Below are 12,180 nucleotides of genomic sequence, written 5' to 3' on the forward strand. Positions count from 1 at the left end.
GAGGTCAGCGCAAGGGGAGGTAGGCAGTCGCTTCGACCTCGACCAGGATGTCGGCCGTGGGCAGCATGCCGGTGACCTCCACCACGGTGGAGGCCGGCGGCTCGCCCGGGAAGAACAGCTTGCGCACGCGGCTGTACTGGGGAAAGTGGTCCAGGTGCTTGAAGTACTGCACCAGCTTGAAAACGTCGGACATCTGGCCGCCCGCGGCCTCGACGGTCTGGCGGATGCGGTCGAGCACATACCAGCTCTGCGCCAGGATGGGCCCCTCCTTGATGTCGCTGCTGAACTCGCCCGTGCGGCCGATCAGCGTGGCCGCCTCGTCGGGGATGTCGGCATAGCCGCGCACGATGCGGCTGGCCGCAGGGTCCACGGCAATGATTCCGGACAGGAACACCAGGTCGCCCGCGCGGCGCCAGGCGGCGTAGCGGGCCAGGGGCTGGGCGATGCCCGGGGTGGTGGGTGCGGTCATGCAAGGCTCCGTGCAGGGATGGGGGAAGGGGACGGCGTTGTACCCGCCACATGCCACGCCGCGCTGGCATGGCCACCGGCGACGCAGCCCTGGCGCAGCACCACGCGTTGCTGCGTGCGCGACGGGAAGCCCCAGCCATCGGCCTGTTGGAAGACGATCAGGTCAGCCGGCATGCCGGGCTGCAGGGACAGGGCCTCGGGCCCGCGGCGCAGCCAGTCGCTGCGGCACAGCGCCTCGGACCAGCGGTCGAACGGCGCATCGAGCTGCGCGGCCAGCACGCCGGTGGCCAGGGCCTCCAGCGGGTCGAAGCTGCCCACGGGGCAGAACGGGTCCTGCACGTTGTCGCTGGCGACCAGCACCGGGATGCCGCGCGCACGCGCCTCCTTGACGAGGGTGATGCCGCGCTGGCGCGGTGTGCGGCCGGTCACCGCGTCCTGCAGCAGCAGGTTGGTGATGGGCAGCGTGACCAGGGTGATCGGGCTTTGCGCCACGGCGTCCAGCGTGGCCAGGGCGGTGGCCTCGTCCTGTGCGGCCAGTGCGCAGGTGTGGCCGCAGACCACGTGGCCTTCGAAACGCAGCTCGTGCAGCAGCGCGGCCGTGGTGGCCAGGCCCAGGGCGCCGGGGTGCAGTTCCTCGTCCACATGCAGGTCCACGTTCAGGCCATGGTGCTGCGCGGCCTCGAACAGGTGGCGCAGGGCCTGCGGGTCCCAGTTGGTGGAATGCACGAAGCCGCCCAGCAGCGCGCCCGGGCCGCTGGCGGCCACGGTGGCGGCCAGCTGCAGGGCGGTGGCGCGCTCGGTGTACAGGTGCAATGGGATCAGGGCCACGCGCTCCAGCGCGATGCGGCCGGCCCATTCCTGCGCCAGCGCGCGCAGCACGTTCCAGGCGAGCGGTGGTGCATCGGGCTCCCACCAATCGCAGTGGGTGCGCAGGTGCACCGTGCCCGCCTCGTACGCCCATTGCAGGGCGCGGCTGGCGCGGGCGCGGATGTCGGCCTCGGTCCAGCCCTGGCGGTCGACCATCATGGCCTCGATGGCGCCCAGCAGGCCGGGCTTGACGGTGCCCATGCGCGGCAGGGTGAAGGCCTTGTCCAGGTGGGTGTGCGCATCCACCAGGCCGGGCAGCACCAGGGCGCCGGCCAGATCCCAGGTGGCGCCCGCGGGGGCAGGCTGCGCAGGGCTGTGCGGCGCTATGGATGCGACGCGGCCCTGCACCAGGTGCACATCGGCCAGCGCGGGCTGGCTGCCCTGGGTAGGCCATTGGCGTGGCAGCAGCCAGCGCGGCAGCCGGGCGCGCAGCAGGTGGTCGGGGGTGTTGGATGCATGCATGCGACGGAGCCCTTATGCGAAGCGCGCCATGGCCTGGCCCACGCGGGCCTTGAAGGCCTCGAGCCGCGGCGGCGTGGCCACGTTCATGTGGTAGTAGGCGTGGTAGTCCACGCGCGCCTTGCCACCGGTCAGCAGGCGCATGTAGCGCGTGACGGACTTGCGCGGCGGGTCGCCCATGAGCAGCGCCGTCCAGCGCGGGCGGCCGTAGGTCACCACGGCCGAGATGCGCTGGATGTGCGTGAGCGAAGGCTTGACGTTCTGCGGATCGCTGATGTCGAAGGCCACCCCGGGCATCAGCACCCGGTCGAAAAAGCCCTTGAGCATGGCCGGCATGCCGAAGCACCAGGTGGGAAAGCAGAACACCACCGCCTGGGCCCAGAGCAGCCGGTCCACATAGCCCTGCACGGGCAGGCGGTTGCTCGGCACCTCGTGGTAGCCCAGCCGCTCCTCGCGGCTGAGCACGGGGTTGAAGCCCTCGGCATACAGGTCGCAGTCGTCCACCTCGTGGCCCGCGCCGCGCAGCTGTTGCACCACCTCGGCATGCAGGGCCGCGTTGTAGCTGGTCTCCACCGGGTGGCAATAGATCACGAGGATGCGCATGGCGGGCTCCTTCATCAAAGGTCGAGCGTGAGCGTGGGCCCGTGGCTGCGTGCGCAGCACACGGCCACATGGGTGGCCTGCTCTTCAGGGGTCAGGCAGCTGTCGCGGTGGTCGGGTGCCCCGGCCAGCCAGCGCGTGGCGCAGGTGCCGCACACACCCTGCTCGCACAGCGTGTCGATGGCGATGCCGGCGAGCTGCAGCACATCGGCCATGCTTTCGCCGGGCTCCACGGGCAGCCGCATCTGGCTGCGCGCAAGCACGAGTTCAAAGGAAGCCGGTTCCGTGGCGGGCAGCGGCGCTGCCATGGCTGGGGTTTGCATGTTTGACCACTTGATTTGATCGATTGGTCAAACTATTGCAAGTGCTGTGCCAGCAGGCTTTCGGGCCGTTGCCTGTGGGCCCCGTATCAACGCGCCGCGCTGGCGCGGCTGCTACGCCCGCCAGCGTGCAGACCTGTTCACTCTGGTGCGCAATCCGGTGCCAGGCCACAGCCCAGCAGCACAAAGTTGGTGAGCTCGCGCACGATGGGCTCGCGGTCGATCGTCTCTTCGGGCGCCAGGCCCAGCATGATGTGCACCTGCACGCCGTAGTCGGCGTAGTGCTGGGTCATGCCCCAGATCTGCATGAGCAAGAGGCGCGCGTCCAGCGGGCGCATGCGGCCCTCGGCGATCCAGCGGTCGATCAGGTCCACCTTCTGCTGGGTGGACTTCACGGCCACGGGCCAGTACCGGCCCAGGTTGCGCCCACCGCCCAGCACCTCGGTGGTGAAGATGCGCGACAGGCCCGGGTTGTCCAGCGCGTAGTCGAGCTTCTTGCGCACGTAGGTGCTCAGCACCTTCTTGGGGTCGTCGCTCTGGCTGTCGAATTGGAAGGCGCCAGACCAGCCGTTGAGCACCGAGTACAGCAGCTCCTCGTACAGCTCTTCCTTGCTGGCGATGTAGTAGTGCAGTTGCGGCTTGGTCAGGCCTGCGCGCTCGGCAATGGCCTTGGTGGAAGCGCCCTTGAAGCCATGGCGGCTGAACTCGGCAATGGCCGCCTCGCGGATCGCGCCCAGGATGCGCTCGCGCCCCTGCTTGGAGCGGCTGAGCAGGGCGCTGGAGACATTGCTGCTCTCGGCTTCGGGTTCGGTCATGGTGGCGGCTTTGGACGGCATGGGTGCCGATTCTCGCTGCTCACGATTTCCAGAAGCCCACGTGCGGCGCACTGGCCTCTTCGATGAGCGCGGGGCCGATGCATTCGATGGCATGGGGCGATGCGGCGAACACGTCGCGGCACGAGAGCTCGGCATCGCGCTGATCGGGCCGCTCGCCGCGGAACTCCCGCAGACGCTCCGCGTCGATGCCAAACACCACGCGGCCGATGCCCGCCCAGTAGATGGCGCCGGCGCACATCACGCAGGGTTCGGCCGACGAATACAGCGTGGCCCGGGCCAGCATCTCGCGCGCAAAGCGCGGGCTCAACTGGCGCACGGCATTGGTCTCCGCGTGGCCGGTGCAGTCGCCGGTTTCGGTGGTGTTGCAGTAGGCCTCGGCCAGCAAGTCGCCTTCGCCGCTGATCACCACCGCACCAAAGGGCCGGTTGCCGCGCGCCCGCGCCGTGCAGGACCAGGCGATGGCCTGACGCAGGTAGGTTCCGTCGGTGGCGCCGATGTCGGCGGGGTCGTCGAACTGGCGGGGCGCTGCGGACATCAGGGCAAGCATGGGGTGTCTCCGTCTGTGGGGGGGGCTGCTGTTGCCCTCGCTATGCATTTGGCATGCCATGAACAATGTGTGACATGTCTGCGTGCCATCGGGCAACTCACGCCTTCCAGGCGCCCCGGTGTGATGTGGATGACTCCTCGATGAGCGCCGGCCCCACGCAGGCGATGGGGTGGGGCGAGCTGTTGAATACATCGCGGCAGAACAGCTCGGCATCACGCTGGTCCAGCCGCTCGCCGCGGAACACGCGCAGGCGCACCGCGTCGATGCCGTAGACCACGCGCCCGATGTTGGCCCAGTAGATGGCGCCCGCGCACATCACGCAGGGCTCGGCCGACGAGTACAGCGTGGCGCCAGCCAGGGTCTCGCGGCCGTGCACGGGGCTGGCCAGGCGCACGGCCGAGGTCTCGGCATGCGCGGTGCAGTCGCCGTTCTCGCCGGTGGAGTTCCAGGCCTCGGCCAGCACCTGGCCGTCAGCCCCCACGATCAGGGCGCCGAAGGGCCGGTTGCCGCGCGCACGGGCGGTGTCGGCCAGCGCGATGGCCTGGCGCAGGTACTTGCCGTCGCGTTCGTCCAGCGCGGCCTCGTGCGGCAGCAGGGCTTCGGTGGCTGCGCTCATGTCACCACCTTGCGGTCGGCCAGGGCGGGCAGGAAGGCGGGGTTGAACACGCGCTCGGGCGCGGGCTTGCGTGCCAGGTTGAACACGGCCGCCACCTCCTCGATCTGGTGCGCCAGCACGGCGCCCTGCACGCCGCCCAGGCCCACGGCCTGCGATTCCGCCGTCTGCAGGTACTGGCGCGTGATGGCCCAGCGCTCGCGTTCCACATCCATGTTCAGGATGGCTTCGCGCGCCTTGATGGCGGCGAACGCGGCCTCGGGGTTGGCCAGCGTCTCGCGCAGCGCGCGGTTGCTGGCGCGCAGGAACGCCTTGGCCGCCTCGGGTTTTTCCTGCAGCAGCTTGCCGGCCAGGATGGCGTTGCCATACAGGTTCAGGCCTGCCTTGTTGTATTCGAGCACCGACAGATCCTTGGCTGGCAGGCGCGCGAACAGCGACACGGCCGAGTCATGAAAATAGGTGGCGGCATCCACATCGCCGCGCACCACCACGTTGTCGCGGGCGCTGAAGTCCGTGGTGACCCAGTCGAACAGCTCGGGCTGTGTCTTGAGCGCGCGGGCCACCATGGGCCAGCTGCGGCGCGTGGATTCCACGGCGGCAGCCGCCACCTTCTTGCCCTTGAGCGACTGGAAGTCGGTGGTGATGCCCCGGTCCTTGCGGCCGATGATGACGAAGGGCGCGCGGTTGTAGTACTGGTAGATGGCCTGCACCGGCGTGTCGGCGTTCTGGGCGTGGAACTCGGCCAGCGAGCTGATGTCGCCCAGGCCGATGTCGTAGGCGCCGCTGGCCACGCGCGTGATCGAGGCGACCGAGCCCGCGCCCACGTCGATGATTACGTCCAGGCCTTCCTGCTTGTAATAGCCCTTGGCTTGCGCCAGGAAGAAGGGCGAGGTCTGGCTGGTAACGCGAAAGTCCAGCGTGAACTTGAGCGGAGTCACCGAGCCCTGCGCGTGCACGGCAGGAGTGCCCAGGGTGGCGGCGATGGAAGAGGCGAGGGTGGTCGAGAGAAAGCGGCGGCGTTGCATCATGGTGGTGGCCCAGGTTCGGTGGAGTGCCCGGACCGCAGGCGCATGCCACCGCAGGACCGGATCGAACTGAGCAATTTCCGGGCGCCACCATCGCACAGGGGTGGCAGCGCTGAACGCTTCTACTCAAGGTACGCTGATGCAGGATGCGTGCCCGGTGTGGTGGGCACGCGGCAGCGCGCAGTGCGGCTGCATGCTCGGGGCAGGCTTTGCTCTGGGCAGGCTTTGCTCTGGGGCAGGCGCTGGAGCGGCCCCATGTGCCGTGGGTGCGAGGCGCACAGCGCGATTCGGGCAACCGGCGCCATGCGGTGGTGCAGCAAGACCGCTCTGCCCTGGTGCGGCCCCGCCCCGGTTTGGTGACGGGCTTTGTTCTGGGCGGGGGCATTGACGGGCAGGCCCTGGGCTTTACCGTTGGCCCGCTGTTTGCTTGCTTCAGCGCCGAGAGTAGAAGCGTTCAGACCAGCAGATCCGCATTGCGTGGGCCGGCTGGCGGGTCATTGCTCTTGAAGCCGGTGGCGGCTTGTGCGCGGTGCGCGTGCCCTTGGAGGGCCTGCGCAGCCTGCGGGCCGTTGCCATTGTTCCCTTCAAGAGCCCATGGCGCCGCGCCGCTTCTTCAGCAGTTTTTGCGACGTGCCGTGTGCCTTGTTTGCCATTGATACAACGAGGAAACCACGCCATGCACAGCAGCAGCACTGCCAACCCTGCGGCACCGTCCGTCTACGAACCCACTGTCGCGCCCGATGTGCTGGGCGAGCTCGAAAAAGAATCGCGCATGGGCGGCGCGATGGACGGCGAGACCTCCACGCGCGAAGTGCGCCGCATCGACATATCGAACTTCGACGCGCGCAAGGAAGAGATCGCCGAGCAGCTGTGGGCCGCATCGGTCGACATCGGCTTCTTCCAGGTCACGAACCACGGCATCCCCATCGAAGACATCCGCGCCGCCTTCGCGCGCGCCGAAGCCTTCTTCGGCCAGCCGCAGGACACCAAGGCCCAGTGGCCCCTGTCGCGCAACGCCGGCTGGGAGCACAAGGCGCAGATCCGTCCCTCCACGCGCACGCCGGACCAGAAGGAGTCCTACCAGGTCACGCGCCCGCGCATGGCGGGCCTGTGGCCCACCGAAGCCGAGCTGCCTGGCTTTGAGGCCGCCACGCTCGCATTCGAGCGCCAATGCTGGGAGGTGGGCATGCGCCTGCTCTCGTGTTTTGCCTACAAGCTGGGCTTCGATGCAGACTTCTTCACCCGCGCCCACCAGCCCGACCTGCCCACCTACCAGAGCACGCTGCGCATGCTGCATTACTTTGCGGTGGACCCGGCGCTCAAGGACGAGCTGGGCCTGTGGCGCGCCGGCGCCCACACCGATTTCGACTGCCTCACGCTGCTGTTCCAGCGCCCCGGCCAGGGCGGCCTGCAGGTGCTGCCCGGCAAGGAGGCCGAGGGCCGCCAGTGGACCAGCGTGGAGCCGGCCGAGGGCGTGATCACCTGCAACATCGGCGACATGCTCATGCGCTGGAGCGACGACCAGTTGCCCAGCAACTTCCACCGCGTGCGCAACCCCCTGCCGCACGAATACCAGGGCGCGCGCTACAGCCTGGCCTTCTTCTGCCAGGCCAACGAAGACGCGGTCATCGAAGGCCCCGCCAAGAAGTACCCGTCCATCACCGGCGCGGAGTACCTGCGCCAGCGGATCAGCGCCAATTTCTCCAACAAGTACTGAAGCCCCCCCTGAGTCGTCCCCCTCCCGACTCGCTGCGCGAGTCGGGAGGGGGACGCCCCCAGCGCGGCGGGGCGTCCCTTGCGCGGGAGCAATGGCTTGGGCCGCGCTGGTTTCGAGCGTCGCTGGTGGCGTCCAGCGCAATGGACAACTGGTCGAACAAGAGCCGGTCGGGTTCAGCCCCCGCCGCGCATCCAGAAGTAGGCCACCACCGTGATGACCAGCACCACTGCCACCACGATCCAGTTGCCCGCCCCGCCGGCGGGCTGCTGGCCCGGCGACAGCCCGGGCGCCACGGCACCCAGGCCGATGGACGCGGGCTCGTCCATGGACTGCTCGATCGCGTCGACTCGCTCCTTGGCCTCCTTCAGGCCCAGTCCTTCGTGGTCCCGCAGCAGGCGGATGGCCTCGATCTTGTGGCCCTCGGCCAGGGCCTGGCGCACGGCGTCGGGCACGTGGGCTGGGGATGCGGCCCGCGCGGTGGTGGCAAGCTCTTCGCCGCGCTGGTGCGCATCGATCAGGTCCTTGGCCTCCTTGAGGCCCAGGCCCGTGGCTGCGCGCAGGCGCTTGATGGCTTCGATGGTCTGGCCTTCATCGAGTGCGGCCAGTACATGGGGCGGGAGAGAGGTGCCGGCATGGCGCATGGCAGGTCCTGTTCAGCGGTTGCGACCGGGCTTTCTACCATGCGCGACGCAGCCCCTGGATCGGGGGTAGACACTTTCCGCGCCGATGGGCGCGGCACGCCGGGTTGCTGCGCCAGATCGCACTCGAATTGGTTGCATTGGAAATCAAGCCGGCGGTAGGCCCGGTCTTAGCCGGTGAGCAGGTCGAACCATTCCCGGTACGGCGTGTTCTTCACCATCTTGCGATTGAAGTCCGGCTCACCGTCTGTCCACCACACCGGTCCGCGTTCGCCGAGCGCTTTTTTTGTTTCGTCAACCTGCTCGCGCGCCTGGGCGCGCCGGGCCGCGGAGGGCTTGCCACGCAGGGCGCGTCGGGCATCCATCAGCTGCGTAACGAGTGCTGCCCGCACCTCCTCAGGCAGCGCGGGATTGGCCTTGCGCCACAGCCGGCCCCGCACGACGAAGTACCTGCCGTCTGGCGTTGTGGGGTAGGTGGGATGGTCCGGCGACACAGCCAGTCGACGGGTGGGCCTGCGCGCGAAGCGGGATCAGGACAGGGCCAGGTCCCGCTGCCGTGGCTGGCGCTGCTGCCAGTCCTGGGTGTGGGGCCGCAGATAGCGCTGTGCCACGTCCACCGTGGAGTGTTCGCCCAGCTGCCCGCCGTGCTCTGCCAGCCACGCATCGCAGGCACGCCGGCCGTCCTGGCGCAGCATCTCGAACAGCACGCGCCCCACGGTGCGCTTGATGGACGGCTCGGTGCCCAGCAGCCCGGCGGGCTGGTCGGGCAGGCTCAACACGTGCATGCGGATGTCGGCGTCCGGCACATTGCGGTTGATGACCTCCAGCGCCCGCAGCTCGGACACCAGCCCGCTGACGGACGCCACTTCGTTGATGCGGTTCAGAATGTTCTTGGCGGACAGCGGGGTCTCTGCGCGGTGCAGCGGGGTCAGCTCCACCAGCAGGATGTCGGTGTCCAGCCGGGCCTCGTACAGCGGCCACAGCGAGGGGTTGGCTGCGTAGCTGCCGTCCCAGTACGCCTCGCCGTCGATCACCACCGGCTGGTAAGACAGCGGCGCGCAGGCAGACGCCAGCACGGCATCGATGCTCATGTCCGCCGGGCCGAACACCCGGCCAGCACCGCTTTGCACGTGCAGTGCATTCACAAAGAGCCTGGGCGCTGCGCCTGCCTCGCGCAGCAGGGCTTCGTCCACCACGGTGTTCAGGATGAAGCGCAGCGGCGCCATGCCCATGGGGTTGGTCTGGCAGGGCGAGAGGATGGGCAGCGCGTCATCCCACACGCCCATGCCGGGCTTGCGCAGGGGCCACATGAGCAAGGTCATCAGCGAGCCCGCCTGCGCCACCTGCTCCCACAGCAGGGCCAGATGTTCCCGCGCACCGGCTCGGCCGCCGCGCGCCATGCCGGTGGCCAGCGCCGCACCGTTGAGCGCACCGGCACTGCTGCCGCTGATGGCACCGATGTCGATGTCCTCTTCTTCCAGCAGGCGGTCCAGCACGCCCCAGGTGAATGCACCCTGTGCGCCGCCACCTTGCAGCGCCAGATTCAGCTGCACCCGCCCAGGCGCTGCGCGCCGCATTGCTTTTGCCATGGTGGCCCCTTTGTGAAATGACCATCGTATGGGGCTGCTGGTGCAGGCGTGTCAGCCAAAGGCGCGATCACGGGTGTCGTGCAGCACCCACTTGGCAGGGTTTCGCTGCTTACCTGGCTGTTGGTAGCGGGCACCCTTCGCCCATGCCCGCCATCCCTGCCAGCCGCTGCAGGCTCGACCTTTTCTCCAGGCAGGCCTTGTACTCCGCGTCTTGTACCTTCTGCTGCGCCAACTGCGCAGCCCGCGCCCGTTCTGCCTGCAGCTGGGCAATCCGCTCACGGATCTGCGGCATCACGGCCAGGGCGGCTTTTTCGCCTTCGACGATGGCGCTGGCGCGCTGGCTGAAGTCGGCGGGGCCGATGTCCAGCACCTTGGGGCGGACGATGACATCGGCGCGGGCCAGCTCGGCTTCGCCCAGCTTCTGGCCCATGATCGCAATCGACTGGTTCAGTGCGCCGAGCATGTTGCCCGGCGTCTGGCCCCGGGCCTTGTTGGAGATGTCCACCGCAATCACGATGTCGGCGCCCAGCTGGCGCGCGGCGTCGACCGGCACGGGGCTCACGATGCCGCCGTCCACGAAGTGGTACTTGCCGATGGTGACGGGCTGGAACACGCCCGGCACGCTGCTCGATGCACGCACGGCCTGCCCGGTGTTGCCGCGCGCGAACACCGTGCGCTCGCCGTCCTCCAGGCGGGTGGAGACCACCACGAAGGGCTTGGCCATCTGCTCGAGCGGCTTGCGGCCCACCTGTTCGTTCACGTAGTCCTCCAGCTTCTGACCCAGCACCAGCCCGCCGGAAGACAACTGCAGGTCGCGGATCTTGGCCTCGTCCAGCGCCACGGCCTTTTCCTGCATGTCAAAGGCATTCATGCCGCTGGCGTACAGCGCGCCCACCACGGCGCCTGCGCTGGTGCCCGAGACGACGGCGGGCGCATAGCCGTTGGCCTCCAGCATCTTGATCACGCCGATGTGGGCAAAGCCCTTGGCTGCGCCGCCGCCCAGCGCGATGCCGACCTTGATGGGGCCTCCTGCGGGGGCGCCTGCCGTGGTGGTGGGTGTGGCCTGCGCAGTGGCTGCGGGCTGGGTCGGCGCGGTGCCGCCGCATGCGGCAAGGCTTGCGCAAACCAGGAGCGCCAACGGGCGCAAGAAGACGTTGTCCAACCGCATATGCAGGATCCTGTTCTCAACGGAGGCGGCGAGTGTAGCGGCAGGGGCACGCCAGCGGCCCTTCCAATCAATCGGAACAAATTGTCACAGGCCCGTGCATCGCCGTTACCTACACTGCCACGTCCTTTTTCGGGCTGCCCTCATAACCCATCCAACATGGTCAAACCTGTCGTAGCTGTCATCCCCGGCACCATCATCGCCGGCGGGCCACTGAGCCAATCCACCATCCTTGCCGTCAACAAAGCGGCCGAAAAAACGCCTGCGCAATGGCGTCGGTTCGTGGCATACGCCTCCTTGGTCAAGGTCGGCGGCTCGCTGGCCTGGCGTGCCAACAATCCGGGCAATTTGCGTGATTCGCCGCTCAAGATCGGCAACGTCTCCGGCGCCGTGGGCGTTTTTGCCGTGTTTGCCAATATGGACGACGGCCATGCCGCGCAGCGCGCGCTGTATGTGAAGAAGTACGGGACCATGAAGGTGCGCGATGCCATTGCCAAGCTCACGCCGCCGAACGAGAACGACACCGAGCGGTATCTGCGGGAGCTGGAGAAGGCGGGCGTGGACCTGGACAAGGACGTCAACTCGCAGATCGACGTGCTGATGCCGGCTGTGGCAGCGAGTGAAGGCGTTATCGCGGGTATCGAGGTGCCACGCTCATGAAGCGCCTGGCACTTGTCGCCTGTCTTGTCGCCGTCCCCGCACTGGCGCACGCGGCAGACCAGGTCGCCGTGGGTTGCCAGCGCGTGAAGCTGGTGCTCGACGAGCGGTTCACCCCGAGCGAACGCGACCGTCTGTGGTCCAGCGGCGAGGAAGCCAGCGGCGCGCCGGCTGTGTTGCAGTTGCGAGGTTGCCAAGGCGAATTGCTCGACAGCCTGACGCTGGAAGCACCCCTGGCCAAGCTGGACCGTACCGCTTTGCGCGGCGTGCGCACGCCCACCGTGCTCGTGACGGTGGACTTGACGGCGCCGGCGGGCAGCTACAGCGGACCGCTGACCAAGCCCGTTCAGGTGGAGGGCAACCGCCTGGCCTACGCGCAGGCCCGCGCTGCGGACGGCACGGTGCAGCCCATCGTGCTGGCCCAGACGGGCAAGGCAGCGTGGAAGAAGGTGCGGGTGGGGGCTGCAGACCAGTTGCTCGCGGTGCGCAGCGAGCCGCGCGATGGGGATTTCACGACCAGCTACCGCCGTTATGTACACGGCAAGCAGGGCTGGACGGTGCGGGTCCGGTCACAGCCTGGCCTGTGGGAGTCGGACGGCGAGTTCCCTGCGCGCCACTCGTTCCCCTGAGCGGGCGGGGCGGGCGGTCACGGCGGGGTGGGGCGCGTTGACCGCGCCCC

The 12,180-nt window shown here is 68.6% G+C and carries 15 protein-coding genes; 3 read left to right on the top strand and 12 right to left on the bottom strand.

Features of this window, described 5'->3' with window-relative positions; all coding sequences use genetic code 11:
- Positions 1 to 4: 4 nt before the first annotated feature.
- The 8 genes from ASG27_RS10665 to ASG27_RS10700 form a co-directional block, all read right to left on the bottom strand.
- Entirely contained in the window at positions 5 to 469 is a 465-nt protein-coding gene (locus ASG27_RS10665; protein WP_056161497.1) for a RidA family protein, read from the bottom strand.
- Positions 466 to 1,797, bottom strand: a complete 1,332-nt coding sequence (locus tag ASG27_RS10670) for an amidohydrolase family protein (RefSeq protein WP_056415803.1) — start codon at positions 1,795 to 1,797, stop codon at positions 466 to 468. The genes ASG27_RS10665 and ASG27_RS10670 overlap by 4 nt, the downstream gene beginning before the upstream one ends.
- A 12-nt stretch (positions 1,798 to 1,809) precedes the next feature.
- Positions 1,810 to 2,397: an NAD(P)H-dependent oxidoreductase gene (locus ASG27_RS10675; RefSeq protein WP_056416356.1), complete on the bottom strand. Its 588-nt coding sequence runs from the start codon at positions 2,395 to 2,397 to the stop codon at positions 1,810 to 1,812.
- Positions 2,398 to 2,411: 14 nt separating this feature from the next.
- The gene (locus tag ASG27_RS10680; protein ID WP_082485910.1) at positions 2,412 to 2,717 is read right to left on the bottom strand and encodes a 2Fe-2S iron-sulfur cluster-binding protein; all 306 of its coding nucleotides are present in this window, start codon (positions 2,715 to 2,717) and stop codon (positions 2,412 to 2,414) included.
- A 137-nt stretch (positions 2,718 to 2,854) separates the two neighbouring features.
- A complete protein-coding gene (locus ASG27_RS10685) occupies positions 2,855 to 3,529 on the bottom strand; it encodes a TetR family transcriptional regulator C-terminal domain-containing protein (RefSeq protein WP_056416358.1) in 675 nt (224 codons plus the stop codon).
- A gap of 40 nt (positions 3,530 to 3,569) precedes the next feature.
- Positions 3,570 to 4,085: a nucleoside deaminase gene (locus tag ASG27_RS10690; protein WP_056416361.1), complete on the bottom strand. Its 516-nt coding sequence runs from the start codon at positions 4,083 to 4,085 to the stop codon at positions 3,570 to 3,572.
- A 109-nt stretch (positions 4,086 to 4,194) separates the two neighbouring features.
- On the bottom strand, positions 4,195 to 4,713 hold the full coding sequence (locus ASG27_RS10695; protein ID WP_056415809.1) for a nucleoside deaminase: 519 nt from the start codon (positions 4,711 to 4,713) through the stop codon (positions 4,195 to 4,197).
- Entirely contained in the window at positions 4,710 to 5,735 is a 1,026-nt protein-coding gene (locus ASG27_RS10700; protein ID WP_056416363.1) for an ABC transporter substrate-binding protein, read from the bottom strand. Before ASG27_RS10700 ends, ASG27_RS10695 begins: the two co-directional genes overlap by 4 nt.
- A 676-nt stretch (positions 5,736 to 6,411) precedes the next feature.
- Here ASG27_RS10700 and ASG27_RS10705 point away from each other — a divergent pair.
- A complete protein-coding gene (locus ASG27_RS10705) occupies positions 6,412 to 7,452 on the top strand; it encodes an isopenicillin N synthase family dioxygenase (RefSeq protein ID WP_396503034.1) in 1,041 nt (346 codons plus the stop codon).
- A gap of 173 nt (positions 7,453 to 7,625) precedes the next feature.
- Here the strand turns inward: ASG27_RS10705 and ASG27_RS10710 are convergent, their stop codons facing one another.
- The 4 genes from ASG27_RS10710 to ASG27_RS10725 all read right to left on the bottom strand — a co-directional run bounded on the left by ASG27_RS10710 (position 7,626) and on the right by ASG27_RS10725 (position 10,847).
- Positions 7,626 to 8,093: a ribosomal protein L7/L12 gene (locus tag ASG27_RS10710; RefSeq protein WP_056415813.1), complete on the bottom strand. Its 468-nt coding sequence runs from the start codon at positions 8,091 to 8,093 to the stop codon at positions 7,626 to 7,628.
- Positions 8,094 to 8,260: 167 nt separating this feature from the next.
- Entirely contained in the window at positions 8,261 to 8,584 is a 324-nt protein-coding gene (locus ASG27_RS27525) for a hypothetical protein (RefSeq protein WP_056415817.1), read from the bottom strand.
- A 36-nt stretch (positions 8,585 to 8,620) separates the two neighbouring features.
- Positions 8,621 to 9,679 carry a patatin-like phospholipase family protein gene (locus tag ASG27_RS10720; RefSeq protein ID WP_082485911.1) on the bottom strand — a complete coding sequence of 353 codons (1,059 nt, stop codon included), beginning with the start codon at positions 9,677 to 9,679 and terminating at the stop codon, positions 8,621 to 8,623.
- A gap of 109 nt (positions 9,680 to 9,788) precedes the next feature.
- Positions 9,789 to 10,847, bottom strand: a complete 1,059-nt coding sequence (locus ASG27_RS10725) for a patatin-like phospholipase family protein (protein WP_056415825.1) — start codon at positions 10,845 to 10,847, stop codon at positions 9,789 to 9,791.
- Positions 10,848 to 11,003: 156 nt separating this feature from the next.
- Between ASG27_RS10725 and ASG27_RS10730 the strand changes: the two genes are divergently transcribed.
- Together ASG27_RS10730 and ASG27_RS10735 are read left to right on the top strand one after the other, a co-directional pair.
- Complete coding sequence (locus ASG27_RS10730; protein WP_056161514.1) at positions 11,004 to 11,504, top strand: hypothetical protein; 501 nt, start codon at positions 11,004 to 11,006, stop codon at positions 11,502 to 11,504.
- A complete protein-coding gene (locus tag ASG27_RS10735) occupies positions 11,501 to 12,130 on the top strand; it encodes a hypothetical protein (RefSeq protein WP_056415828.1) in 630 nt (209 codons plus the stop codon). The genes ASG27_RS10730 and ASG27_RS10735 overlap by 4 nt, the downstream gene beginning before the upstream one ends.
- Positions 12,131 to 12,180: the final 50 nt, after the last annotated feature.

Origin of the sequence: Acidovorax sp. Leaf191, assembly GCF_001424425.1 — a bacterium.
GTDB lineage: Bacteria > Pseudomonadota > Gammaproteobacteria > Burkholderiales > Burkholderiaceae_C > Acidovorax.